The sequence below is a fragment of the Pseudomonas sp. MOIL14HWK12:I2 genome (assembly GCF_000510745.1).
GTDB classification, from domain to species: domain Bacteria; phylum Pseudomonadota; class Gammaproteobacteria; order Pseudomonadales; family Pseudomonadaceae; genus Chryseomonas; species Chryseomonas oryzihabitans.
Genome location: NZ_AZOA01000017.1, coordinates 41922 through 66906 on the forward strand (window position 1 = coordinate 41922; position 24985 = coordinate 66906).

Sequence of the window (24985 nt, forward strand, 5' to 3'; positions counted from 1 at the left end):
TGGAAAAGGCTGCGCCGTTTTCCACGCTACGGTGCCAAACGAAGGTAGCCAAACGCCTGCTCGGGCAGCCCCCTCTCCCCCCGGGAGAGGGTTGGGGTGAGGGGCCACAGCCGCAAGGTCACCGGTGAGTCATTCAGGGTTTGCATCGTGCAGCCTGCCTAGCTGCAATCGCGGCCATGGGCCGCTCCTACCGGTCAACTTCGAGCACTGATGGCGACGCCGTTGGGAAGCCAGCTCCTCACGCCACCCGACTCTGCCCCAGCACCTCGTTGACGCAATTGGCCATGTCGTCGATATGCCAGGGTTTGGGCATGAAGCGGGTGCGGCCGGCGCCGCGGGGCACGGTGAGGCGATCGCCGGAGGTGAGGATCACCGGGATATGGGGCCAGCGCTGGGAGACCAGCTGGGCGAGGGCCTCGCCGTCGAGGCGCCCCGGCATGCGCACGTCGGTGAAGAGCACGTCGATGCGGGCGCCGTTCTGCTCCAGATAGCTCAGGGCCGCATCGGCGGTCGGCACGGCCACCACCTGCAGGTCCACCAGCGACTCCAGCGCCTCGGTGGCCAGTTCCCGCAGCAACGGCTCGTCCTCTACCAAAAGCAGTAGCGGACGATAGGAGCCGAAGGGAGAAGATGCCTGAGTCATAACCAACAGACTTTGCCAAGGAGTCGCGGTTCTGACCGCTCGGCCTGGTCTCGACCAAAGTCGACCACCGGCATAGGCAAGACCTCTAGACGGCAACTTTCAAGGCTGCGCTGACTCGAAGCGTTCACCTCAGGGGTCGCCTGTGGTATTCTTTTTTAATCGAACGATCAATTAAAAAAGCATTCTTCCCTTTGACAGTGCGCAAGGAGTCCTCATGAGTGCGACGCCCTCATCCGGCACCGTAAAACTGAATCCCCCCGCCTTCTACTGCGCGGCCGCGGTGATTCTGCTGTTTTCCCTGGCCGTCATCGGCCGTCCAGAGCAGGCCGGCGCCTGGTTGCTGCAGGCGCAGACCTGGGCCGCCAATACGGTCGGCTGGTACTACCTGCTGGCCATGTCGCTCTATCTGGTGTTCGTGGTGGTCACCGCGCTGTCCGGCTACGGCAAGATCAAGCTCGGTGCCGACCACGACCAACCCGAATTCAGCTACCTGTCCTGGGCCGGCATGCTGTTCGCCGCCGGCATCAGCATCACCCTGTTCTTCTTCTGCGTCTCCGAACCCCTGACCCACTTCGCCCAGCCGCCGGCCGGCGAAGGGGGCAATCCGGCAGCCGCGCGCCAGGCCATGCAGATCCTCTTCCTGCACTGGGGCCTGCACGGCTGGGGGGTGTTCGCCCTGGTGGCCATGGCCCTGGCCTACTTCGCCTACCGCCACAATCTGCCGCTGGCCCTGCGCTCGGCGCTCTATCCGCTGATCGGCAAGCGCATCAACGGGCCCATCGGCCACGCCGTGGACGCCTTCGGCATCATCGCCACCATCTTCGGCCTGGGCGCCGACCTCGGTTTCGGCGTGCTGCACCTCAATGCCGGGCTGGACTACCTGTTCGGCATCAGCCACAGCCACTGGGTGCAACTGATCCTCATCGTGCTGATGATGGGCGCGGCCATCGCCGTCGCCGTGTCCGGCGTCGACAAGGGCGTGCGCATCATGTCCGACATCAACATGGTGCTGGCCGTCGCCCTGCTGCTGTTCGTGCTGTTCGCCGGGCCGACCCAGCACCTGCTCAATACCCTGATCCAGAACATCGGCGACTACCTCTCGGCCTTGCCGGGCAAGAGCTTCGACCTCTATGCCTATGACGAGCCCTCCGACTGGCTGGGCGGCTGGACGGTGTTCTACTGGGCCTGGTGGATCGCCTGGGCGCCCTTCGTCGGACTGTTCATCGCGCGCATCTCGCGCGGCCGCACCATCCGTGAATTCGTCTTTGGCGTGCTGTTCATCCCGCTGGGCTTCACCCTGGCCTGGCTGTCGATCTTCGGCAACAGCGCCCTGGAACTGGTCCTCGGCCAGGGCATGACCGGCCTGGCGCAGACCGCCCTCACCGATCCGGCCATGGCCTTCTACCAGGTGCTGGAGACCTATCCGGCCAGCCGCGTGGTGATCAGCGTCGCCGTGCTGGTGAGCTTCGTCTTCTTCGTCACCTCGGCCGATTCGGGCACCGTGGTGCTCTCGACCCTGTCGTCCAAGGGCGGCGAGGCCGACGAAGACGGTCCCAAGTGGCTGCGGGTGTTCTGGGGCGCGGCCGTGGCCGTGGTCACCGGCGGCCTGCTGTTCGCCGGCAGCATGGATGCCCTGAAGTCGGCGGTGGTGCTGACCTCGCTGCCCTTCTCGGTGGTGGTTTTGCTGATGATGTGGGGCCTGCACAAGGCGCTGCACCTGGAGTCCCAGCGCCAGCGGGCGCGGCTGCACTCCCTCGCGCCGGTGGCGACCAACGGCAAGGCCCGGCATGGCGGCTGGCGCCAGCGGCTGTCCCAGGCGGTGTACTTCCCCTCGCGGGACGAGGTCTATCGCTTCATGGACAGCACCGTGCGCCCGGCTATGGAAGAGATGGTCGAGGTCTCGCGGGAGAAGGGCCTGGTGGTGGAAACCCAGTTCGATTCCACCAACGCCAATCTGCAGCTGACCATCGGCCACGGCGAAGAGCACCCCTTCATCTACCAGGTGATCATGCAGGGCTATTTCACGCCCTCCTTCGCCCGCGCCGGCATCGGCGGCCTGCACCTGAAGAATCGGCGCTACTACCGCGCCGAGGTGCACCTGACCGAGGGCAGCCAGGACTATGACCTGGTGGGCTACAACCGCGAGCAGATCCTCAACGACATGCTCGACCAGTACGAGCGCCACCTGCAGTTCCTGCATCTGGTGCGCTGACAGGGCGGTTTTTTCAGCGACTGAAAGGCCATTGAAAGCCGCAAAGGTCGTATAATCGCCTCCAGGGCCGGCCCCGAGCCGGCCCCGGGGTCGGTACGCCGCGCCGGCTCCCCGCCGTCCGGAGACCGCTTTGTCCACCCCCTCTGTCCCCTCGCCCTATCCGCCCCTGGTGCAATGGCTGGCCCTGATCCTCTGCTCCGCCCTGGTCGGCGGCGGACTCAGTTGGCTGCAGGTGCCCGCGGCCCTCTTTCTCGGTCCCATGTTGGTGGCCATCGCCTTTGGCGTCGGCGGCGCCACCATCCGCATGCCGCGCCGGCTGTTCCAGACCGGCCAGGGCGTGGTGGGCTGCCTGATCGCCCATGCCATGACTGCCGCGGTGCTGCTCACCGTCGCCGAGCACTGGCCGGTGATGCTGCTGGCCACCGCCCTGACCGTGTTGCTCAGCCTGCTCACCGGTGCCCTGCTGGTGCGCTTCGGTGGCCTGCCGGGCAGCACCGCCGCCTGGGGCACCACGCCTGGCGCGGCAGCGGCCATGGTGGCCATGGCCGAGGAATACGGCGCAGATCCACGCATCGTCGCCACCATGCAATATGTGCGGGTCGTCTGCGTGGTGCTGATCAGTGCGCTGGTCGGCCGGTTACTGGGCGCCGAAGGCAGCGGCACCGGCCATCAGGCCACCGTGTTCAGCCTGGACGGCCATTTCGCCGTCAATCTGGCGCTGACCCTGGCGGTGGCCCTGGCCGGCAGCTGGCTGGGCGGTCGGCTGTTTCCCGCCGGCGCCCTGCTGCTGCCCATCGCCCTGGGTACCCTGCTGCAACTCAATGGCTGGCTGGACATCACCCTGCCCCATCTGCTGCTGGCGGCGGCCTATGGCGCCATGGGCTGCTATGTGGGCCTGAGATTCGATCGGGCCACGGTCGCCTATGTCTGGCGCGCCCTGCCCAAGATGATCTTCGCCTCGCTGCTGCTGATCGCGCTCTGCGCCCTGTCGGCGCTGCTGATGGCGCGGCTGATGCACGTTGACTTTCTCACCGCCTACCTGGCGACCAGTCCAGGCGGCCTGGATTCCATGGCCATCATCGCGGTGGATGCCCACGCCGATGTCGGCCTGGTACTGGCCATGCAGGCCTTGCGGCTGATCGGGGTGGTGCTGACCGGGCCGCTACTGGCCCGGCAGCTGGTCAAGCTGGCCCGCACCTGACCCGAGGTGCAGGCCTGGCACTCAGGCCGAGCGGCGGCGCTCGACCTGGGCGGTGATGTTGTAGCCTTCGGCGGCATGGCCGCGCACCACGACCCGGGCATCCGGGTAGAAACCCTTGAGGCGCTGTTCGAAGAGAAAGTAGATCTCCGCGCCGACCCGGATCTCCGCGGGATCGGTCAGGGTCAGGGAGAAATTGCGCACGGGATCGGCGGCATGCTGCGACTCGTTTTCCTCGATGCGCTGCATGGCGTCTTCGACGATCTGTTCGGCGATCTGCGACATCTGTGACCTCCTGGTCGGGGCAGTGACGGGGCGCCGTCCCGGAGACGGCTGTATCGCTAGTGACCACGGCGATGGCGCAGGGATTCGCGCGCTCTGCAAGATTCCGACGAAACTGTAGACTTGTCTGACTTTTATCCCTGTGCGGTGGCGTGAATCGGTCGACTCGCGGTCTCCTGCACACCGAGGACGAGGAAGCAGCCCCGCCATGGTCGACGCCGACGACACCCCCCTTCCACCGCGCAATCCGGCCACCCAGCGCCGGGCGCTGTGGCTGCTGGTCTGCGCCGTTGCGGTGATCCTGGCACTGGAATCCTGGCAGGTGTGGCGCAACTACCAGAATGCCTTCGCCAGTGCCCGCAGCGACGTCGGCAACATCGCCGTGGCCGCCGCCCAGCACGCCGATGACGCCATCAAGGAAGCCGATTCGCTGCTGGTCAGCATTCGCGATCGCCTGGAGGATCAACCCTTCGAGCAACTGGACCGCCTGCGGGTGCATCGCCTGCTGGCGCGCCAGGCCGCCCTCCTGCCGCAACTGCACGGGTTGTTCGTCTACGATCTCGACGGCGAATGGCGGGTGACCGACAAGAGCAGCGAGCCGCCGCGGGCCAACAATGCCGATCGCGAGTATTTCCAGTTTCACCGGCAGCATCCGGCCGATGTGCTGCACGTCGGCGCGGTGATCGAGAGCCGCAGCACCCACGAGCTGATCATCCCGGTGTCGCGGCGCCTGGAAGACCGCGACGGGCGCTTTGCCGGCGTCCTGCTCGCCACCATCCGCCTGCAGTATTTCGTCGACTACTACGAGCGCTTCAAGCTGGATGCCCGGGGCGCCATCACCCTGGCGCTGGACGACGGCACCCTGATGGTCCGCCGTCCCTATGTGCCCGAGCACGTCGGCACCCCGCTGGCCACTGGCGATCTGTTTCGCCAATACGTGAACCAGGCGCCCAACGGTACCGCCCTGGTGCGCGCCATGCTCGATGGCCAGGAGCGCCTCTATGCCTTCCAGCACCTGGAGGGCTATCCGCTGGTGGCCCTGGCCGGTATCTCCCGGCGCGACATCCTCGCCGGCTGGCGCCAGGACATGCTGAGATCGGTGACGGTGGTCGGCCTGATCATCCTCGGCATGCTGGTCTTCGGCTTTCGGCTACTCCGCGAGATCCGCGCCGGGGAGCGCAGCGCGGCAGCCCTGCGCCAGGCCCACGACGAGCTGCACCTGCTGACCCTCAAGGACAGCCTCACCGGGCTGGGCAATCGCCGCCAGTTCGACAACCTGCTGCCGGTGGAGCTGGCGCGCGCGCAGCGCAATGGCCAGCCGCTCAGCCTGCTGATGATCGACATCGATCACTTCAAGGCCTACAACGACCACTATGGCCATCCGGCGGGGGATCGCTGCCTGCAGGCGGTGGCCGGCGTGGTGGCCTCGGCGGCGCGGCGCCCGGGCGACCTGGCGGCGCGCTATGGCGGCGAGGAGATGGTCCTGCTGCTGCCCAATTGCGACGAGCACGGCGCCCAGCGCGTGGCCGCCACGGTGCAGGAACGCCTGCAGGTGCTGGAAGTGACCCATGCCACCAGTCCCTTCGGCCGCATCACCGTCAGTCTCGGCATCGCCGTGCAGCCGCCCGGGCAGACCCCGCCGCCCCAGCCCGCCGACCTGCTGGCCAGCGCCGATGCCGCGCTCTACCGGGCCAAGCACCTGGGCCGCAATCGCTCCCATCCGCCGCCGGAGGCGGACGTCAGCTAGAGCCCACTGGGTGCCGGCTAGCCCCCTTCAACCGCAGATCATGCCGCCGCGGTGGTGCACCCGGTCCTTGCCGGCGCGCTTGGCCTGATAGAGCTCGCCATCGGCCTGCTTGAGCAGATCCGAGGGCTGATAGCCCGGGGCGAGGCGCGCCACCCCGGCACTGAAGGAAAAACAGCTGCCGGTGCGGGTGTTGCTGCGGATATCGTCCAGCAGCGCCTGCAGCCGCTGCGCCAGCTGGCGCTCGTCCTCGGGCTTGAGCAGCACACCGAACTCCTCGCCGCCCAGGCGCCCGAAGCGTCCATCCGGAAAGTGCTTTATCAGGATACCAGCCATCTCCTTGAGTACCTGGTCCCCCACGTCGTGGCCGAATCTGTCATTGATCCGCTTGAAGTCATCGATGTCGAGCATGACGAAGTACCAGGATGGCGAGCCATCCCGGCAGACCTGCTCCATGTCCAGCATCAGCGCCCTGCGGTTGCTGATCCCGGTGAGGGCATCGGTTTCCGCCTGCAGCCGATAGCGTTCCTTGAGTTCCAGGGTGCTGGCGACGATGCGTACGAAGGTGGCATTGAGCAGCAGTCCCAGTGCCAGGCTGGCCCCCAGCATCACCCAGAACAGCGGCAGGGCCGCTGCGGTGATGTTGTCCAGTTCGCCATAGAACAGCAGCAGCCAGACCGCGCCGGCCGCGATGCCGTAGTCGAGCACATGGGAAAACAGAATGGTCGAGCCGAGGATGATGACGATGGCCATGGGGATCATCCAGGCATAGCCGGCCTCGCCCATGCCCAGGATCTGGAAGCGGAAGGCCAGGGCCTCGAACAGCACGAACACCAGGGCGAACAGGCGCCAGACGGCAAAGCGCCGGGCGGTGGTCATGGCCAGGCAGGAGCCGATCATGCCGGCGAAGGCCAGCCAGCCCCAGGCCGGCACCCCGGCGGTCAGGAAGGGATTGATCAGCACGCTGATCAACCAGCCCAGGATGCCGGTGCTCTGCGCCAGCACATTGGGTAGTTGCAGCATCTGGCGAATGTGAGTCTGGTAAGTCATTGCACAACTCGAACGCCAAATTTAGTGGCCAACTGATATCACCTGATGCTATCCCATTCAGGGCCCGTCGTCGGCGGAGAGCGGACTCAAGAAAGACAATAGACGTCTGATCATCGCTTCGCCTTGGACAAGACCGCATAGGACCACGGCCGCACGCGAACCAGGCAAACGGACGGCGGCGAAATGACGCCACCGGTCAGCTCGCCCTGCAAACCGGCTCGCCCGGCCCGCTAAGCTCTTCGCTCGTGGATCTTCGACTAGGCTTGGCAGTGCCCAGGCCGTCGTTCATGCTTTCGACGACTCATCAGCTCCCACCATCGGTAAAGAACCAACCAGGCGCCATCATGGAAATCGATGCTCTGTTCGATCACCTGCATACCCTTCCCAGCATTCCCAAGGTGGCTCAGGAGCTGATCCAGCAGTTCGACGATCCCGACAGCAGCATCGAAGACGTCGCCCGCAATCTGGCGCTGGATCCGGTACTTTCGGCCAAGGTCCTGCGCCTGGCCAACTCGGTGCGCTTTCGCGGCGTGCGCCCCTCGACCAGCATCGAGGGCGCGGCCATCCGCCTGGGCTTCGACGCCCTGCGCACCCTGGTCCTGGCTTCGGCGGTGACCGCCGCCTTCCGCCACAACCCCAGCTTCGATCCGCGGGATTTCTGGCAGCACAGCTTCGACGTGGCCAGCATCTGCCGCGTCCTCGCCCGCCAGGCCGGTGCCGATGCCGAGACCGCCTTCACCTGCGGCATGCTGCACAGCATCGGCGAGTTGCTGATCAGGACGGCGGCGCCCGATATCGCCGTGCGCATCGACGCCGAGCAGCGCGCCCCGGTGCCCGCCGACCAGGCCATCGGCTTCGGCTATCCGGAGGTGGGCGCCGAACTGGCCCGTCGCTGGCAGCTGCCGGTGGTGATCCAGCATGCCATCGCCTACCAGTTGCACCCCCAGGATGCGCCGGAGGATTCCACCCAGGCGCGCATGGTCGCCCAGGCCCGACTGGTTTCCTTTGTCCTGCGTCGTCATGGCGGCATCAACGACCAGGCCAAGGCGGCCCTGGCCAATCCCCTGCTGGAAGGCGTGGATCTGGAGCTGCTGCTGGGCGAGCTGCCCGAGGTCATAGAGGCAGACAAGGCCTTCGGTACCCTGATCAACTGACCGGCCGTCCCTTGCCGGGCCAGCGCCACCGCCTGGATCACAAATCTGCCAGCCGGTCATGGCAAAAGTCGAACGGGTACCGCAAGAATCGGTCGAAGCGTTATAGCTGACAGGAGTGATTGCGATGGCCGAGCCGCTGAAGTTCACGGATGCGAACACCATTATCAAGGGCGCTTTTCAACCGATGCTGTGCGCCATGACCGCCCAGGATCCGGCGACCTTCAACGTCGAGGTCTATGCGCCCAACGGCACGGCGCTCCTGCAACGCCGCATCGCCCGGGTCGATCTGCTGGACAACTCCCTGCTGGAAGCCTTCATCTGCGACAGTCGCGCCCGTATCGAGCGGGCAACCCATGAGCGACTCGACTGGCAGGTACGCTACACCCGCGCCTCCTGAAACCGCTTCCTGCGGTCAGATGCCAACCAGCCCAAAGGCGCCCCGAGAGGCGCCTTTTGCTTGACCCTCAATCGTTGAGTACGCGCTTCTGCTGACTGCCCTGGGCCTTGGTGGCCGGGGTCTTGTCGACCTTCCTCTGGGTCGAGGGCGTGGCGCTGGAGGTGTCGTCCGCGCTGTCCCTGTTGCTGGTGTTGGAGCTGCCCGGCGCGCCGATGCCGTTGCCGGTCACCCCGGCGTCGTTGTTGTTGCTGGCGGCCAGGCTGGGACCGGCCACCAGGGCCAGGGCAGCGCTCAGGGCAAGGATCAGCGGGGTCTTGCGCATCTTGGTGTCCTCCGGCCGCGAAAGGAAGGGTGTCGCGGGCTGCACCCTGCTGGTTAGGCCAAAGGCCGGGCCAAGCGTTCCCACCTTCCTATAGACTAATGGCCATCCCCGCCGTACCTCGACAGGTGCGGCCGCCGCGTTCAGGAGTTGCCGTGAAGCACCGTTACCTCATCGTCGATCGCACCGCGCTCGATACCCCCGCGCTGTTCGACTATCTGGCCGAGGCGCCGCAGCACCGCGTCATCGTTTCCGGCGGCACGGCCGAGCAACTGTTCGCGACGGAGCTCTGGCCGCGCCTGCGCGAACGCCTGGCACCCCACGCCGAGCGCTTCTTCTTCGCCGATTCCAGCGGTCCGCTGCTGCAGGCCGAACTGGAAGGCCGCAAGCCCGGTCTGCTGGATCGCGAACTGACCCTGGCCTTCAAGCAGGCGGTGACCGCCGATGCCGAGGACGACCGCGTGCTGACCCGCATTCGCCGCGAATTGCTCGACACCGATGACGACTACCAGGCCAATCGCCGTATCTTTCTCAACAGCCTGCTCGGCCAGATGCGCCGCGCCCTGCCGGCGGGTGCCGTGACCGCCGGCAACTGGCAGGACGCCGTCCGCCAGGCCATCGCCGCCGCCCAGCAAGGCCTGGCCAAGGGCTTCGCCCCCGGGCTGGCCGATGCCCCCTTCAAGGTCTTTCTCAAGGCCTATCCGCTGGCGGCGCGCTATGTCGCCCAGCTCGCCGTACTGCTGATCACCGCCGGGCGCCAGGACAACGACGTTCTCATCGATCGCTTCGTCGCCCAGGATCCGGCGCTGGTCGCCACCCTGTTCGACGGCCTGCTGACCGAAGACGATGACCAGCGCCAGGCCTACACCGCCCTCAAGCGCACCCTGGATGCCCTGGGGACCGGTGGCCAGGCGCTGCACTGAGGGTCTAGAGGCGCTCCAGCAGCGCCGGCAGGATCACCCCGGCCGCGCCCAGCAGTTGCCAGTCGTCGCTGAATTCCGCCGCCGGCTGCGGATCGATGCGGACCACCGTGGCGCCCTGCTGGCGCGCCACCCCTGGCAGACTGGCCGCCGGCTGCACCAGGCCGGAGGTGCCGACCACCAGGCAGAGGTCGCAGCGCTCGGCCAGGGCCCAGGCGCTGGCCAGGGCCTCTGCCGGTAGCGACTCGCCGAACCAGACCACGCCCGGCCGGGCCAGGCCGCCGCAGGCGGGACAGCGCGGCGGCGCCACGAGCTGCTCCGCCGCCTCCGGCAACGCTGGCGCCGTCAGCGAGCGCGCGCACTCGAAGCAGCGCGGCGCGTGCAGGCTGCCGTGCAGGTGGATCACCGCGCGACTGCCCGCGCGCTCGTGCAGGTCGTCGACATTCTGGGTAACCAGGTGGAAGCGGCCGTGCCTGTCGCCCCACTGCGCCAGGGCGCGGTGGGCCGGGTTGGGCTGGGCGGCCAGCACCTGGGCGCGGCGTCCCTCGTACCAGCTCCAGACCCGCACCGGATCCTCGATAAAGGCCTCGGCGGTGGCCAGTTGCGCCGGGTCGAAGCGCGCCCAGAGACCGGTCAGGGCTTCGCGAAAGGTGGCGATGCCGCTTTCCGCCGACACGCCGGCACCGGTCAGGACCAGCACCTCGTCGGCCTGGCGCAGGCGGTCGAGCAACACCGCCGGCAAGGCGGCGAGACCGCTTCGACAATCGATGGGATCGGGCATGGATGCGTTCACTCCTGACATCTGCGGCAAAACAACAGGGTCTTGCGGACCGCGAAAAAGGCCAGAAGTGTGACGCTACTCGACGGATGGTGAGTCCACTCATCGTTTTCCGGGGAACTGAGGTTCACCCTTTTCGCCACAGGCCGATAATCCGGGAGTCCGCGTCCGATGTCGCTCCGACCCTAACGGTATGTGAATGAAGAAGTCCGTCGTTTCCAAGTATCCGCGCCTGCTCGTCGCCGGCGCTCTGGCCCTCGTCACCGTCCTCGGCCTGGCCAGCTGGCTGTGGCTCAAGCCCGCCACGCCGGCCCCGACCGCCACCGCCATGCTCGCCAGCGTGCAGCAGGCGCCCGAACACTGGACCGGGCAGCCACGTGACCTCTCCGTGCTGCTGGCCGATCTGCGCGCCCAGGCCATCAGCGGCGCCGTGATCGGGGATCACACCCTCTACATAGACACCACCCGCGGCGAACACTATGCCGTGGCCGACAACGGCGGCCGCATCGCCGATCGCCTGCTGGCCGACTACGCCACCCAGGCCGAGCCGCTGTTCCCGGTCGCCACCTGGAGCGAATCCGGGCAGCGCCATCCCTGGCTGGACGCCCTGCTGATCAACCTGCCGGGCTATCTGCTCCTGCTGCTGCTCGCCGTGCCCCTGGCGCTGCGTTTCGCCAGCCCCTTCAAGCTGCACCGCAAGGGCACCGGCATCTCCTTCAAGGACGTGGTCGGCGCCGCCGAAGCCAAGCGGGCGCTGGAAGACGTCACCACCTGCCTGCGTAATCCCAAGGCCTTCGCTGCCCTGGGTGCCCGTCCGCCCAAGGGTGTGCTGCTGACCGGCGAACCCGGCACCGGCAAGACCCAGCTGGCCAAGGCCCTGGCCACCGAGTGCAACGCCCACTTCATCCAGGTGACCGGCAGCGACTTCTCCTCGATGTTCTTCGGGGTCGGCATCCAGAAGGTCAAGTCGCTGTTCCGCACCGCGCGCAAGAAGGCGCCCTGCATCATCTTCATCGACGAGATCGACGGCATCGGCCGCCGCGCCGAGCAGTCGCGCTCCAGCGATGCCGAGGCCAACCGCATCATCAACCAGTTCCTCACCGAGCTGGACGGCTTCGACGGCACCAGCGGCGTGCTGGTGCTGGGTGCCACCAACTTCGCCGATTCGCTGGATCCGGCGCTGCGCCGCGAAGGTCGCTTCGACCGCACCATCGCCGTGCCGCTGCCGAGCCTGGAAGACCGCCGCGCGCTGTTCGAACTCTATGCCGGCAAGCTGCCCTGCCAGGGCGAACTGGATTTGGCCGCCCTCTCCCGCGGCACCGTGGGCCTGACCCCGGCGGCCATCGCCTACATCAGCAACCACGCCGCCCTGCTGGCCGCTCGCGAGAACGCCAGCGCCGTGACCATGGCCCACTTCGTCGAGGCCATCGAGACCTGCCGCATCGGCGAGCAACCCGTCGGCGTCACCCCGCTGGGTTCGGCCGAGCGCACCCGCATCGCCGTGCACGAAGCCGGTCATGCCCTGGTCGCCGCGGTGCTCAATGTCGGTCGGGTGGAAAAGGTCACCCTGCTGCCCCGCGGCCAGGCCCTGGGCGTGACCCTGATCACCCCCACCGAAGACAAGCGCCTGCACCTGAAGTCGGAACTCGAAGGCCGCATCCAGATGCTGCTGGCCGGTCGTTGCGCCGAGCAGCTGTATTTCAACGAGGTCTCCTCGGGCGCCGCCCAGGATCTGCAGGAAGCCTCCAAGCTGGCGCTGTCCATGGTCGCCTCGCTGGGCATGGGTCCGAGCGGCTCGCTGCTCAGCCTGCAGGCCCTGCGCGATGCCGGTATCGAATTCGACGCCGCGCCCAGCATCGCCGCCGCCGATCAGCTGCTGCACAGCCTGGATCATCGCTGCCTGGCGCTGATCACCGAGCTCAAGCCGGCGCTGGACGACATCACCGACCAGCTGCTGCGCGACGAGACCATCCCCGGCAGCGCCGTGGCCGAAGCCATCGCCCGCGCCAGCGGCCTGGAAGCCTGCGGCGCCCTCAATCGCGCCCTGGCCTTCGTGCCGGAGCGTTCGACCGACCCGCGCGCGGGTGACGGCGAACGCAGCATCGCGGCCGCCTTCAAGGGCGAGTGATACCCGCGACGCCTTGCAACGAAAAAGCCCCGGTCCGCCGGGGCTTTTTCATGTCAGCGCCTGGGCAGGCCTCAGAGGATGTTGGCGTAATCCGCCTCGATCCGATCCAGACTCAGGTGGTTGAGGAAGTTGGAGAAGCACATCCAGGCCGCCAGGGCGTTGAGGTCCTGGAATTGCGCCGGCAGGTACTTGGGCGGTACCACCACGCCCTCGTCCACCAGCTGGCGCAGGATGCGCATGTCTTCCAGGGTGGTCTTGCCGCAGAACAGCAGCGGGATCTGCTCCAGCTTGCCCTTGCGCACCGCCAGCTGGATGTAGTTGTAGATCAGGATGAAGCCCTTCAGATAGGACAGGTCCTTGGTGAAGGGCAGCCCCGTCGGCGTCGAGCCGCGAAACACCCGACTGGCGTTCTGGTAGCCCGATTCCAGGTCGTAGCCCTGCTCCTGGAAGAAGCGGAAGACCTCGAGGAAATCGGCGCCGTCCTCGGCCAGGTGGATGGCGCGGGTGCGATTGGTCAGCTTGCGCAGCCGGGTCGGATAGGAAGCGAAGGCGATCACCTCCATGAGGATCGCCAGGCCTTCCTGGGTCACGGTGGACGACGGCGGGCCCTTGGCCAGAAAGGTGCAGATCGGCTGGTTCTGGCCATTGAGGGTGGTGCCGACGTGCACCAGGCCTTCATGGACCTCCAGAGCGCGGACGTCGCGCTCGTTGAACAGAGCGTCGGCGCGCACCTTGATGTAGTCGGCGCCGGCCGCGGCATCGGCGACGATGCCGTCGGACTCGAACACCCGGATGGTGCCTTCCGTCTCGCCGAACACCCGGTTGAGGCGCGCCTGCAGGATGGGCACGGCGTCCTTGGCGGTCAGGGTCTTGGGTTCGTCTTCCAGGGCGCCGCGATGGGCGATGTTGTCGAGGTAGCTGGACATCATCATGCCCAGGTCGGCCAGGGTCGGATCGCCGGCGTGGAAGGCGTCCGAGGCCGCGCCATAGAGTTCCTGGGAGATCAGGCCGAAGTCCGGGGTGCCGCGCGCCTGCAGCATGCGGATCACCATGCGGTATTCGCGGCACATGCGCCTCATGATCTGGCCGACCGGATTGAACTGGCCGAGCTGGCGGGTGACCTCGCGCTCGATGCTCTGGAATTCGCCCTTGAGCGCATCGCCGTCGAAGCCTAGCGGGCGCCCCTCGTAGAAGGCGCGATCCACCGCCGGCAGGCGCTTGCCCTTGCCCTCCAGGAAGCCCTGGCGCACCCCGTCGTCCCACTTCACCGCATCGAGGATGCGGATCGGCGCCTGGGCCGCGACGATGCGGTCGGACAGCTGGCGAATGGTCTGGTGATAGGGATCGAGAAAGGGCTGGCGGGCATTCATGACGGCAACCGGGCGACGGGCAAGGCTTCAAGGATGGCCGCTGCCGCGTCTTTTGCCTAGGTTGCGCGACATCCGACCTGCCGAGTCGCCCTATTTGGCGAACAGCTGGCTCATGTCCTTGAAGGCCTTGAACTCCAGGGCATTGCCGCAGGGGTCGAAGAGAAACATGGTGGCCTGCTCGCCGACCTGGCCCTGGAAGCGGATATAGGGCTCGATGACGAACTGCGTCTCACGTGCCCGCAGACGGTCGGCCAGGGCTTCCCATTCGTCCCAGCCCAGCACGATGCCGAAGTGCGGCACCGGCACGTTGTGACCGTCCACGGCGTTGGTATGGGCCTCTTCCTGGGACGCGGTCTTGGGGTGCTCATGGATCACCAGCTGGTGGCCATAGAAGTCGAAGTCGACCCAGTGGTCGCTGGAGCGACCCTCGGCGAGGCCGAAGACGTCGCCGTAGAAATGCCGGGCGGCGGCCAGGTCATAGACGGGAATGGCGAGGTGAAAGGGCGACAGGGCCATGGGGGGAAATCCTGTTGAGGGGGATGCAGCCATTCTCACCCCAGGTTTTCCTGTGCATGAAGCGCATTTTCCTGCCTCCGAGCGACAAAAATTTTGTTGCTCGACAGCCATCTCGCTACAGTGACCACCCCGGACTGCAGGCCACCCCCATGCTTCGCGAATTCAAGACCCTGCTCGCCGTGGCCCGCCATGGCAGCTTTGCCGCGGCCGGGCTGCACGTGGGCCTGACGCCCTCGGCGGTGAGCGCCCAGATCCGCAACCTGGAGCAGCACCTGGGCGTGCAGCTGTTCGACCGCAATGGCCGCAGCGCCCTGCTCAATGCCGCCGGGCGTCGCGCCCTGCCGCTGGCCGAGGAGATGCTCGCCACCTATGCGCGCATGGCCGGCGCCGGCGAGGAGATCCAGGGCGAGTTGCGCATCGGCGCCATCGCCAGCGTCCAGACCGGCCTGCTGCCCGGCACCTTGGTGCGCCTGCGCCAGCAGGCGCCGCGCCTGGAGCCGCGGCTGGTGCCCGGCGTCTCGCTGGCGCTGCTCAGCCAGGTGGATGCCGGCGAACTGGATCTGGCCATCCTCATCCGCCCGCCCTTCGAACTGCCCAAGGAACTGCACGCCACCACCCTGCTGCAGGAACCCTTCGTGCTCATCGCCCCGCCGGACCTGCCCGGCGACGATCCGCGCCTGCTGCTGGAGACCCAGCCCTTCATCCGCTACGACCGCCACTCCTTTGGCGGGCGGCGGGTCAGCGCCTTTCTGCGTGAGCAGCGCCTGGCAGTGCGCCAGGTGCTCGAACTCGACGAACTCGATGCCATCGTCAAGATGGTCGAGCACGGCCTGGGCGTGGCCCTGGTGCCCTGCGCCGGCCTCTGGCTGGAGCATCCGCGGGTGCGGCGACTGTCCCTGGGCGCCCTTACCTTCCACCGTGAATTGCAGGTCATCGCCCGCCACGCGGGGCGTGACCTGCCAGCCGTGGCACTGTTTCGCCGTTGCCTGACCGAAGCCGTGTCAGAACAGCTGCACCAGCAGCCAGTACAGTGAAGCGGACAGCGCCATGGCCACCGGCAGGGTGAGCACCCAGGCCAGCAGCAGATTGCGCACCGTCGCCCACTGCAGTCCGGAACCGTTGGCGGCCATGGTCCCGGCCACCCCGGACGAGAGCACATGGGTGGTGGAAACCGGCAGGCCGAAGGCGTCCGCCGCGCCGATGGTGCCCATGGCCACCAGCTCCGCCGAGGCGCCCTGGGCATAGGTCAGGTGGGTCTTGCCGATACGCTCGCCGACCGTGATGACGATGCGCCGCCAACCGACCAGGGTGCCCAGGCCCAGGGCGATGGCCACCGCCACCTTGACCCACAGCGGGATGAAACGGGTGGCCTGGTCGATCTGCCGCTTGAATTCCCTGAGGTCCTCCTGCGTCTTTGGCGCCAGGCCCGGCAGGTGCTCCTTTTCCAGCAGGCGGATGGATTCCGAAGCCAGGTACATGGCGTTGCGCACGTTGGGCATGCTTTGCGCCGGGACGTTGTTGAGGGCACCGTACTGGCGCACCTCGCGGGCGATGTCATCGGTGATGGCCGCGAGCGCAGGCAGCACCTCGGGATTGCTCTGCCGCTTGCGCACGAACTCCAGCAGCACCCCATGGGGATCGGCCGGCGCGGCCTGGGGCGCCGCCTGGCGCAGCCCGCTGGCGGTGACCTCGGCCACGGCGGCGAAGGCCGGCGTCGCGGTGGCGGGTACCGCTCGATTGAGCGCATAGGCGGTCGGCAGGGCACCGACCAGGATCAGCATGATCAGCCCCATGCCCTTCTGGCCATCGTTGGAGCCGTGGGCGAAGGACACCCCAGTGCAGGTCAGGATCAGCAGGCCGCGGATCCACGGCGGCGGCGGCTCGGCGCTTTTCGGCTCCTGGTAGAGCGTCTGGTCGCGCACGATCCGCTTGAGCAGCACCAGCAGCAGCGCCGCGCAGACGAAGCCGATCAGTGGCGAGAACAGCAGCGCATAGCCGACCTTGGCCACCTGGCCCCAGTCCACCCCGCTGCTGCCGTCCAGGCCGCCCAGCCAGGCGTGCATCAGGCCGACACCGATGATGGAGCCGATCAGGGTATGGGACGAGGACGCCGGCAAGCCCAGCCACCAGGTGCCGAGATTCCAGATGATGGCGGCGATGAGCAGGGCGAAGATCATGGCGAAGCCCTTGCCCGCGCCCATCTCCACCACCAGGTCCACCGGCAACAGGGCGATGACGCTGAAGGCCACCGCGCCACTGGAGAACAGTACCCCGAGGAAGTTGCAGAAGCCGGACCAGAGCACCGCCGCATTGGGCGGCAGCGAGTGGGTGTAGATGACCGTGGCCACGGCGTTGGCGGTGTCGTGGAAGCCGTTGACGAATTCGAAGCCGAGGGCGATCACCAGCGCCAGCGCCAGCCCGGCGAAGGGCAACCAGGTGGTGGGCGGGGACTGGGTATCGCTGACGTCGTTGTGGATACCGCCGAGGGTCACCGCCAGACCGGTCAGCAGCAGCACGATGAACAGCACGATCCGCAGCGGACCGGGTTTGCGTGAACTGTGCAGGGGATGGGACAGCGGCGACAGGGAAGCGGCTGGACTGGACGAAGGCATTGGGGCGAACTCCGACACGGGATCCACCCACCCTGCGCCGCCTGCATGACGTTTTTACGTCAGCCAGGTGGCCAGACGACGGATGACCGCCGCGGGCTTTTTTTTCAACAGAGACCCGGCCTGCTAGGCTGGGGGCTTTGCCCGAGGATCGCGTCGATGCCCCCGCGCTGGCTGCTCTGCCCTGCCCTGCTGCTGTCCCTTGTCTCTGGCGCCCTGGCCGCCGCGGAGCCTTCACCGCGCAGCTGCGCCCAGGAAATCGGGCGACAGCCGGCCCAGGCCTTGGCCACCCGCTGCCGGGCGCTCTCCCCCGCCACCCATCCGCCGTGCAATGCCGCCAACAGCTGCGCCCTGATGCAGGACGAGATCGCCCGCAGCTGCGCCCTGTTCGGCGATGGCGAAGCGGCCAGGGAGCCGGGTTGCGGTCCGCTGCCCAGCAGCGCCGAGGCGGCGGCGGCCGTGGTCCAGCGCTACTACCGGGCACTGGATGCCCGGGACTACGGCACCGCCTGGCAGCAGTGGGGCCTGGACGGCCAGCCCGGCAACAGCTACGAGAAATTCCGCCAGGGCTATGCCAGGACCCGCAGCGTGCAGGTGACCCTCGGCCAACCGGGCCCGGTCGAGGGGGCGGCCGGTTCGAGCCATGTCAGCATCCCGGTGACGGTCAGGGCGCGCCTGGTCGACGGCACCCGCCAGACCTTCAGCGGCCACTATCAACTACGCCGGGTCAACGACGTCGACGGCGCCTCGGCCGAGCAGCGTCGCTGGCATCTGGAAGGTGCGCAGCTGAAGGCCGAGCGCTAGTCCGGTCCGATCTGCCGCAGCTGAGAGAGGCGACTGCGCGTCCGTGACATGTCGGCGATATCGCTGTCGGCCAGGGTTTCGTCGAGGGGCGCGGCGCTGACCAGGAACAGCGCCAGGCGACGGTCGTAGAGCACATCCACCAGATTGATGAACCGCTGCCGGGCGGCGGGACTGGCGTCGCGCAGCGGCGGCACGGCGTCCAGCAGCCAGCGCTGCCAGCTTTCGCTCAGGGTCAGGTAGTCGAGGACCGCGGTGGGGCCTTCGCAAAGATCGGCGAAGCTGAAGTGCAGCAGGCCATCCGCGGCGCTGACGGCGGGCAGGCTGCGATGCCCCACAGGCACCTCGATCCTGGACTGCGCCAGCGGCGGCAGCCCCAGCGCCTGGCGCTGCGCCGGGGTGCCCGGCCAGAGATAGGCGCCGACGCCGAAGGGATCGGGCTCGGCGGGACTGGCGCCGCGATAGTCCTGGGGACCGGCCACCGAGAGGATGTCCATGCGCGTCTCGATCAGCCGGATCGCCGGCAGGAAGCGCTCGTGGTAGAGGGGATTGGGCAGCAACCCCTCGGGCGGATAGTTGGAGGTGGTGATCAGCACCACGCCGCGGCTGAACAAGGCCTTGAACAGCCGGGTGATGAGCATGGCGTCGCCGATGTCATGCACATGGAACTCATCGAAGCAGAGCAGTCGGCAACCGTCGAGCAGTTCGTCCAGGCTGGCGGCCAGGGCATCACCGCCGGGCGGCTGGCGAAACATCCGCTCGTGCAGTTCGCGAAAGAAGGCATGGAAGTGCACCCGGCGCTTCTCGGCGAATGGCAGGGCGGCGAAGAAGCCGTCCAGCAGAAAGCTCTTGCCACGGCCTACCGGCCCCCAGAGATAGAGACTGCGTGGCGCCTGGCGGCGGAACAGCCGCGGACGCAGCAGCTCGTCGGCGAGCTGGGCGAAACGGTCGATGGCGGCCTGTTGCGCGGCATCCAGGGTGTAGCCACGGGCTTGGGCGAGCTGAGCGAAGTGTGCCAGCACCTGCTGGGCGGGCGAAGGAGACGTCATGCAGGCGGCCAGCCGAGAAAGATAGGGCGCTAATGAAGCTACAGCCGTCGCTGCCGGTCAAGACCGGCAGCGACGGTGCACTCAGGCCGCGGCGATGAACAGGCAGAGGCAGCAGAACATGCCGCCGGCCCAGACCAGCGAGCGGCGGGTGGCATGGTCACGGATATACAGCCAGGTGTAGGCGATACGGCTGAGCAGGAAGAGGAAAGCCCAGAAGTTGATGGTGCCCTGCTCGGCGCCACCGGTGACGTGGGCGACGATCACCGCGGCGGCGAACAGCGGATTGATCTCGAAGGCGTTCTGCTGGGCGGCGTTGGCCCGGGCCCGGGCCCCTTCCAGCTTGCCGAGAAAGCTGCGCGGATCCCGGTTGTCATCAGGCGTGAAGCCGCTGCCCTTGAACTTGGCGTAGTAGGCCGCGCCATAGGGCACGAGGTAGACGAGGAAGATGCACCAGTAGGCGAAGGTCATGTCGGCGTCCCTGGAAGTGTGAGGGTTCGCCTATCTGACCCGCCCGACCGGGAAAAATCCACTCCGCTTCAGGCAGGCGTGCGGCTGTGGGTCCAGCGCGCCATGAGTGCGGTGGCCACCGCGCAGAGTGCCAATACCGCGCACATGGGCACCACGGTGCCATTGTGCAGCGCGCCCACGCTGCTGGAGGCCAGCGCCGCGAGGATGAATTGCAGACTGCCCATCAGCGCCGAGGCACTGCCGGCATTGGCGCCCTGCCCGGCCAGGGCGCAGGCCGAGGCGTTGGGCACGATGCCGCCGAGCAGGGCGATGGCGCAGAACAGCGGGATCATCAGCACCGGCAGCGCCTTGGGCTGGAAGGCGCCCACCAGCAGCAGGACCAGTCCCGCCGCGGCATAGGCGACCACCGCGCGGCGCAGCCAGAAGGCCGGTCCCTGGCGGACCACCAGGCGGGCATTGAGCTGCCCGAGCAGGATGAAGCCGGCGGCGTTGAGGCCGAATACCCAGCCGTAGTGCTCGGGCGCGACGCCATAGAGCTCGATCAGCACGAAGGGCGAACCGGAGATGTAGGCGAACATCCCGGCCATGGCGATGCCGCCGGTCAGGGTGTGGCCGATGAAGCTGCGATCGCGCAGCAGCCGCAGGTAGTTGCGCAGGGCACCTCGCAGCGGCGGCCGCGGATGGTGCGCCGGCAGGGATTCGGGCAGCCACAGCGCCACCGCGGTGCCGCAGGCGGCGGCGAACAGCGCCAGGCTGACGAAGATCGCCTGCCAGCCAAAGGTGCTGAGCAGCAGACTGCCGGCGAAGGGCGCGATGATGGGCGCGATGCCGGTCACCAGCATGATCTGCGAAAAGGCCCGCGCCGCGGCCATCGGCTCGCAGAGATCCCGTACCACGGCCCGCGCGATCACCATGCCGGCGCAGCCGCCCAGGGCCTGGACGAAACGCGCGGCGATCAGCCAGGGCAGGCTGGGCGCCAGGGCGCAGCCCAGCGACGCCAGGCAGAACAGGCCGATGCCGATCAGCAGCGGCAGGCGGCGGCCGAAGCGGTCCGCCAGGGGGCCATAGAACAGCTGGCCGCTGGCGAGACCGGCGAAATACACCGCCAGACTCAGCTGCACGTGTTCGATATCGGTGGCGAACGACCGGGCCAGCGACGGGAAGCTGGGCAGGTACATGTCGATGGCGAAGGGGGCGAAGGCCGAGAGGGCCCCGAGAATCAACAATAAGCGAAAGGTCATGAAGCCTGATCCGATGGAAGCGGAAGTGTCACGCAGTTACATACAATCATGTTTGTAAAAGCGGCGAGGCGCGCTAGACTGCGTGGCAGACCCACTGCCAGTCAGATCGCCCATGCGTCGTACGAAAGAAGAAGCCGAACAGACCCGCCAAGCCATTCTCGATGCGGCGGAAGCCCTGTTCCTGACCAATGGCGTGGCGCGTACCAGCTTGGAAATGATCGCCCGCGAATGCGGCGTCACCCGGGGTGCAGTGTACTGGCATTTCCAGAACAAGGCCCACCTGTTCCACGAAATGCTTAGCCAGATAAGGATCCCGGCCGACGAACTGACCGAGCGCCTGCGCGTCGACGGCGAGGAAGACAGCCTGCAACGGCTGTTCAAGCTGTGCATCGAAGGCATGACGAAATTCACCCAGCCGGGCCGGGAGCAGCGGGTGATGACCATCATGCTGCACCGCTGCGAATTCACCGAGGAGCTGCGCGAGGCCGAGGAGCGCGATCTGCAGTTCCTGCGGCAGTTCATCCGCATCACCGACGCCCTCTTCACCGCCCAGGCGCATCGCCTGCAGCCGGGCGTGACGCCGCAGTTGGCCAGCCGGATGCTGCACAGCCTGTTTCTCGGCACCCTCTCGGACCTGCTGCGCGACGAACAGACCTTCGCCCCGCTGCTGGCCGCCGATCAGGTGTTCACCACCTTCTTCCGCGCCATCGTGCGCGACTGGGTTCAGTCGCCGACGGTATAGCCCGCCTGCTCGATGGCCGCGCGAAAGGGCGCAGCCACCTCGGCGCTGTCGATGCGCACCTCGCCCGCCTGCAGATCCACCTCCACCCGGGCGCGATTGTCCACCTTGAGGACCGCGGCCTCGATGGCGCTCACGCAGTGGGCGCAACTCATTCCGATCACCTTGATGACATGCATGGTCTGCTCCTGTCTGTCTTGACCTCTTTCTCCTGACGCCAGCGCCAGGACCGGGTTCCAGTGTTGACCTTGACCCGAGGTCAAGGTCAACACTGTTATCAGGAGGTGCCCATGCACGAATTCGAACTCTCCATCAGCGGCATGACCTGCGCGACCTGCGCCGGTCGGGTCGAGCGCGCCCTGCAGAAGGTCCCGGCGGTCAGCGCGGCCGGCGTCAACCTGGCCAGCGAAAAGGCCCGCGTCAGCGCACCGGGCGACGCGGCGCCGGCGCTGGCCGAAGCCGTTACCGCCGCCGGCTACCGGGTAGCCGAGGCCGAGCATGACCTGGCGCTGTCCGGCATGAGCTGCGCCAACTGCGCCGGGCGGATCGAAAAGGTCCTGCGTGCCGTGCCCGGGGTGCTGGCCGCCGAAGTCAACCTGGCCAGCGAAAGAGCCCGGGTCAGGACCCTGGCCGCGGTCGACACCCACACCCTGATCGCCGCGGTGGAAGGCGCCGGCTACGGCGCCCAGGATCGCCGCGCCGAAGACGAGCGTTCAGCCCCGGCGCGGCAGGGGGTGCCCTGGGAGCATCTCGAATTGACCCTGGCGCTGCTGCTGACCGCACCGCTGATCCTGCCCATGCTGCTGGCGCCCTTCGGCTGGCACCTGATGCCGCCCGCCTGGCTGCAATTCCTGCTGGCGACGCCGGTGCAGTTCATCGTCGGCGCGCGCTTCTATCGCGGTGCCTGGCATGCCCTGCGCGCCCGCGGCGGCAACATGGATGTGCTGGTCGCCCTGGGCACCAGCGCCGCCTATGGCCTGAGCCTCTATCTCTGGCTGGTCAAGGACAGCCCCCATCTCTATTTCGAGACGGCGGCCATGGTCATCGCCCTGGTGCGCCTGGGCAAATACCTGGAGACCCGCGCCAAGCGCCGCACCGGCGCGGCCCTGCGTGCCCTGGAAGCCCTGCGCCCGGAAAGCGCCCGGCGCCTGGATGCGGCCGGCCAGGAAGAAGAGGTCGCCCTGAATCGCCTGCGCCTGGGCGACCGCCTGCAGCTGCGCCCGGGCGAGCGCATCCCCGCCGACGGCCGCATCCTGCAGGGCGAAAGCCAGGTGGACGAAGCCCTGCTCACCGGCGAAAGCCGCCCGGTCGCCAAGGGCCCCGGTGACGAGGTGGTGGGGGGCGCCATCAACGGCGAGGGTAATCTGCAGATCGAGGTCACCGCCCTGGGTGGCGAGACGGTGCTGGCCGGCATCATCCGCCTGGTGGAAAACGCCCAGGCCACCAAGGCGCCCATCCAGCAGCTGGTGGATCGGATCAGCCGGGTGTTCGTGCCGGTGGTGGTGAGCCTGGCCCTGGTCACCCTGCTCGGCTGGCTGCTGAGCGGCCACCCCCTGGAGCCCAGTCTGCTCGCGGCCGTAGCGGTGCTGGTCATCGCCTGCCCCTGTGCCCTGGGACTGGCCACCCCCGCCGCCCTCATGGCCGGTACCGGGGTGGCGGCGCGTCACGGCATTCTGATCAAGGACGCCGAGACCCTGGAGCGTGCCCAGGGCATCACCACCGTGGTCTTCGACAAGACCGGCACCCTGACCGCCGGCCAGTTGCGCCTCTGCCAGCTGGCCACGGCTCCCGGCATCGAGGAAGCCGACTTGCTGAGTCTGGCCGGCAGCCTGCAACGCGGCAGCGAGCACCCTCTGGCCGCCGCCGTGCTGCTGGCCTGTCGCGAGCGCGGCCTGGACACCCCACCGGCCCAAGACGTCCGCGCCCTCCCCGGCCGTGGCCTGCAAGGCCACTGGCAGACCCGCCCGCTGCTGCTGGGCAATGCCCGGTTGCTGGCCGAACGGGGGTCGGACGCCGGCGGCCTAGCCGAGACCGCCCGCGCCTGGGAAGACCAGGGGCTGACCCTGTCCTGGCTGCTGGAAGGCGGCAGCCAGCCGCGGGTGCTGGGGCTGCTGGCCTTTGGCGATGCGCTGCGCCCGGGTGCTGCCGCGGCCATTGCCCAGCTGCGCCGCGACGGCATCGACAGCTGGCTGCTGACCGGTGACAACCGTGGCAGCGCCCGCCAGGTGGCCGCGGCCCTGGGCATCACCCAGTGGGAGGCCGAGGTGCTGCCCGCCGACAAGGCCGCCCTGGTGGCCCGGCTGCAGGCGACCCGGGGCGGCGTGGCCATGGTCGGTGACGGCCTCAACGACGCCCCGGCGCTGGCCGCCGCGGAGCTGGGCATCGCCATGGGCTCGGGCACCGCCGCCGCGCGCCACGCGGCTGGCATCACCCTCTTGCAGGAGGACCCGCGCCAGGTCGTCGCGGCGCTGGACATCGCCCGCCGTACCCAGCGCAAGATCCGCCAGAATCTGTTCTGGGCCTTCATCTACAATGTCATCGGCCTGCCGCTGGCCGCCCTGGGTCTGCTCGACCCGGTCTATGCCGGCGCCGCCATGGCCTTTTCCAGCGTCAGTGTCCTGGCCAATGCCCTGCTGCTCGGCCGCTGGCGCCCGTCCGGAGACCTCCCCTCATGAACATCGGTCAGGCCGCCAAGGCCAGCGGGCTCACCGCCAAGATGCTGCGCTACTACGAGCGGATCGGCCTGCTGGCCCCCGCCGGACGGACCGACAGCGGCTATCGCCAGTACGGCGCCGAAGACCTGCGGGTGCTGGCCTTCGTCCGCCGCTCGCGGGAGCTGGGCTTCAGTCTGGAAGAGATCCGCCAGTTGCTCAGCCTCTGGCAGGACCGGCAGCGCGCCAGTGCCGACGTCAAGGCGCTGGCCAAGCGGCACATCGCCGAGCTGGATCTGAAGATCGCCGAACTGACCCGCCTGCGCAGCACCCTCGGCGAGCTGGTCTCCTGCTGCCATGGCGACGCCAGCCCCGAGTGTCCGATCCTCGATACCCTCGGCGGCTGACGCAACCGCCGAGGGCTCGCGGGGTCCATCTTTCTATCTCCCCGCTGCCGAGGTCGAGTCCATGCATACCCTGCACCACTACCAGATCAGTTACCGCTTCAACGGCGAACCCCTCACTCACGAGCTGGAGAGCTTCGAGCCGGTCACCGAAGAGGAAGCCGTACTACAGCTGCTGATCAAGCACGTCGAGGAACCCCAGGTGGTGGTCGATGCGCCCTGGGAACGCCATGCCCAGCCGAGCATCGCCCGGCGCGCCCAGGAAGCCGGGCTGAGCGACATCGAGGTCAGCCAGCGGGACTGACGGCCGGC

General features: G+C 67.8%; 25 protein-coding genes. 13 read left to right on the forward strand and 12 right to left on the reverse strand.

Translation table 11 applies throughout. The features are described from left to right. Positions 1-238: 238 nt before the first annotated feature. Positions 239-643, reverse strand: coding sequence for a response regulator (locus tag PSK12I2_RS0115220; RefSeq protein WP_256203982.1), 405 nt, complete (start codon positions 641-643; stop codon positions 239-241). Positions 644-890: 247 nt separating this feature from the next. On the opposite strand from PSK12I2_RS0115220, the gene betT reads away from it, so the two are divergent. Together betT and PSK12I2_RS0115230 are read left to right on the forward strand one after the other, a co-directional pair. After that, positions 891-2855 carry a choline BCCT transporter BetT gene (betT, locus tag PSK12I2_RS0115225; protein ID WP_085982657.1) on the forward strand — a complete coding sequence of 655 codons (1965 nt, stop codon included), beginning with the start codon at positions 891-893 and terminating at the stop codon, positions 2853-2855. A gap of 130 nt (positions 2856-2985) precedes the next feature. Continuing rightward, complete coding sequence (locus PSK12I2_RS0115230; protein WP_027599059.1) at positions 2986-4056, forward strand: AbrB family transcriptional regulator; 1071 nt, start codon at positions 2986-2988, stop codon at positions 4054-4056. 21 nt (positions 4057-4077) lie between these two features. On the opposite strand, the gene PSK12I2_RS0115235 is transcribed toward PSK12I2_RS0115230, so the two are convergent. After that, positions 4078-4338: a hypothetical protein gene (locus tag PSK12I2_RS0115235; protein WP_007162574.1), complete on the reverse strand. Its 261-nt coding sequence runs from the start codon at positions 4336-4338 to the stop codon at positions 4078-4080. Between the two features lie 205 nt (positions 4339-4543). Between PSK12I2_RS0115235 and PSK12I2_RS0115240 the strand changes: the two genes are divergently transcribed. After that, positions 4544-6082 carry a sensor domain-containing diguanylate cyclase gene (locus PSK12I2_RS0115240; RefSeq protein ID WP_027599060.1) on the forward strand — a complete coding sequence of 513 codons (1539 nt, stop codon included), beginning with the start codon at positions 4544-4546 and terminating at the stop codon, positions 6080-6082. Between the two features lie 27 nt (positions 6083-6109). Here PSK12I2_RS0115240 and PSK12I2_RS0115245 read toward each other — a convergent pair whose 3' ends face one another. Beyond that, positions 6110-7129: a GGDEF domain-containing protein gene (locus PSK12I2_RS0115245; protein ID WP_007162576.1), complete on the reverse strand. Its 1020-nt coding sequence runs from the start codon at positions 7127-7129 to the stop codon at positions 6110-6112. 341 nt (positions 7130-7470) lie between these two features. Here PSK12I2_RS0115245 and PSK12I2_RS0115250 point away from each other — a divergent pair, with 341 nt between their 5' ends. Further along, positions 7471-8283 (forward strand): HDOD domain-containing protein, encoded by an 813-nt coding sequence (locus tag PSK12I2_RS0115250; protein ID WP_200893337.1) that lies wholly within the window; start codon positions 7471-7473, stop codon positions 8281-8283. Between the two features lie 124 nt (positions 8284-8407). After that, positions 8408-8680, forward strand: a complete 273-nt coding sequence (locus PSK12I2_RS0115255; RefSeq protein WP_007162578.1) for a hypothetical protein — start codon at positions 8408-8410, stop codon at positions 8678-8680. A 67-nt stretch (positions 8681-8747) separates the two neighbouring features. Here PSK12I2_RS0115255 and PSK12I2_RS0115260 read toward each other — a convergent pair whose 3' ends face one another. Beyond that, positions 8748-9002: a hypothetical protein gene (locus PSK12I2_RS0115260; protein ID WP_027599062.1), complete on the reverse strand. Its 255-nt coding sequence runs from the start codon at positions 9000-9002 to the stop codon at positions 8748-8750. A 152-nt stretch (positions 9003-9154) separates the two neighbouring features. On the opposite strand from PSK12I2_RS0115260, the gene PSK12I2_RS0115265 reads away from it, so the two are divergent. Then, complete coding sequence (locus PSK12I2_RS0115265; protein WP_027599063.1) at positions 9155-9922, forward strand: hypothetical protein; 768 nt, start codon at positions 9155-9157, stop codon at positions 9920-9922. Positions 9923-9926: 4 nt separating this feature from the next. Here the strand turns inward: PSK12I2_RS0115265 and PSK12I2_RS0115270 are convergent, their stop codons facing one another. Further along, complete coding sequence (locus tag PSK12I2_RS0115270; RefSeq protein WP_051398733.1) at positions 9927-10700, reverse strand: NAD-dependent deacylase; 774 nt, start codon at positions 10698-10700, stop codon at positions 9927-9929. Positions 10701-10896: 196 nt separating this feature from the next. Here PSK12I2_RS0115270 and PSK12I2_RS0115275 point away from each other — a divergent pair, with 196 nt between their 5' ends. After that, positions 10897-12825 carry an AAA family ATPase gene (locus tag PSK12I2_RS0115275; protein WP_027599065.1) on the forward strand — a complete coding sequence of 643 codons (1929 nt, stop codon included), beginning with the start codon at positions 10897-10899 and terminating at the stop codon, positions 12823-12825. A gap of 71 nt (positions 12826-12896) precedes the next feature. On the opposite strand, the gene PSK12I2_RS0115280 is transcribed toward PSK12I2_RS0115275, so the two are convergent. Both PSK12I2_RS0115280 and PSK12I2_RS0115285 read right to left on the reverse strand, forming a co-directional pair. Then, entirely contained in the window at positions 12897-14195 is a 1299-nt protein-coding gene (locus PSK12I2_RS0115280; protein WP_007162583.1) for a flavohemoglobin expression-modulating QEGLA motif protein, read from the reverse strand. 90 nt (positions 14196-14285) lie between these two features. Next, a complete protein-coding gene (locus PSK12I2_RS0115285) occupies positions 14286-14711 on the reverse strand; it encodes a VOC family protein (RefSeq protein WP_027599066.1) in 426 nt (141 codons plus the stop codon). A 149-nt stretch (positions 14712-14860) separates the two neighbouring features. Between PSK12I2_RS0115285 and PSK12I2_RS0115290 the strand changes: the two genes are divergently transcribed. Then, entirely contained in the window at positions 14861-15745 is an 885-nt protein-coding gene (locus PSK12I2_RS0115290; RefSeq protein WP_027599067.1) for a LysR family transcriptional regulator, read from the forward strand. On the opposite strand, the gene PSK12I2_RS0115295 is transcribed toward PSK12I2_RS0115290, so the two are convergent. Continuing rightward, positions 15713-17323 (reverse strand): inorganic phosphate transporter, encoded by a 1611-nt coding sequence (locus PSK12I2_RS0115295; RefSeq protein ID WP_027599068.1) that lies wholly within the window; start codon positions 17321-17323, stop codon positions 15713-15715. The genes PSK12I2_RS0115290 and PSK12I2_RS0115295 overlap by 33 nt on opposite strands. A 156-nt stretch (positions 17324-17479) precedes the next feature. Here PSK12I2_RS0115295 and PSK12I2_RS0115300 point away from each other — a divergent pair, with 156 nt between their 5' ends. Beyond that, complete coding sequence (locus PSK12I2_RS0115300) at positions 17480-18124, forward strand: hypothetical protein (protein WP_027599069.1); 645 nt, start codon at positions 17480-17482, stop codon at positions 18122-18124. Here PSK12I2_RS0115300 and zapE read toward each other — a convergent pair. The 3 genes from zapE to PSK12I2_RS0115315 all read right to left on the reverse strand — a co-directional run bounded on the left by zapE (position 18121) and on the right by PSK12I2_RS0115315 (position 20879). Further along, the gene (gene zapE / locus PSK12I2_RS0115305) at positions 18121-19170 is read right to left on the reverse strand and encodes a cell division protein ZapE (protein ID WP_027599070.1); all 1050 of its coding nucleotides are present in this window, start codon (positions 19168-19170) and stop codon (positions 18121-18123) included. The genes PSK12I2_RS0115300 and zapE overlap by 4 nt on opposite strands. An 81-nt stretch (positions 19171-19251) precedes the next feature. After that, positions 19252-19638 (reverse strand): MAPEG family protein, encoded by a 387-nt coding sequence (locus PSK12I2_RS0115310; protein ID WP_027599071.1) that lies wholly within the window; start codon positions 19636-19638, stop codon positions 19252-19254. 68 nt (positions 19639-19706) lie between these two features. Then, on the reverse strand, positions 19707-20879 hold the full coding sequence (locus PSK12I2_RS0115315) for a multidrug effflux MFS transporter (RefSeq protein ID WP_027599072.1): 1173 nt from the start codon (positions 20877-20879) through the stop codon (positions 19707-19709). 112 nt (positions 20880-20991) lie between these two features. Here PSK12I2_RS0115315 and PSK12I2_RS0115320 point away from each other — a divergent pair, with 112 nt between their 5' ends. Continuing rightward, entirely contained in the window at positions 20992-21621 is a 630-nt protein-coding gene (locus PSK12I2_RS0115320; protein WP_027599073.1) for a TetR family transcriptional regulator, read from the forward strand. Here the strand turns inward: PSK12I2_RS0115320 and PSK12I2_RS0115325 are convergent. Beyond that, complete coding sequence (locus tag PSK12I2_RS0115325) at positions 21603-21797, reverse strand: cation transporter (protein ID WP_027599074.1); 195 nt, start codon at positions 21795-21797, stop codon at positions 21603-21605. The two genes, PSK12I2_RS0115320 and PSK12I2_RS0115325, sit on opposite strands and share 19 nt — an antisense overlap. A 111-nt stretch (positions 21798-21908) precedes the next feature. Here PSK12I2_RS0115325 and PSK12I2_RS0115330 point away from each other — a divergent pair, with 111 nt between their 5' ends. The 3 genes from PSK12I2_RS0115330 to PSK12I2_RS0115340 all read left to right on the forward strand — a co-directional run bounded on the left by PSK12I2_RS0115330 (position 21909) and on the right by PSK12I2_RS0115340 (position 24977). Beyond that, the gene (locus PSK12I2_RS0115330; RefSeq protein WP_027599075.1) at positions 21909-24293 is read left to right on the forward strand and encodes a heavy metal translocating P-type ATPase; all 2385 of its coding nucleotides are present in this window, start codon (positions 21909-21911) and stop codon (positions 24291-24293) included. Continuing rightward, entirely contained in the window at positions 24290-24676 is a 387-nt protein-coding gene (gene cueR / locus PSK12I2_RS0115335; protein WP_007162594.1) for a Cu(I)-responsive transcriptional regulator, read from the forward strand. The genes PSK12I2_RS0115330 and cueR overlap by 4 nt, the downstream gene beginning before the upstream one ends. A gap of 61 nt (positions 24677-24737) precedes the next feature. After that, entirely contained in the window at positions 24738-24977 is a 240-nt protein-coding gene (locus tag PSK12I2_RS0115340; RefSeq protein WP_027599076.1) for a hypothetical protein, read from the forward strand. The last annotated feature ends 8 nt before the right edge of the window (positions 24978-24985 follow it).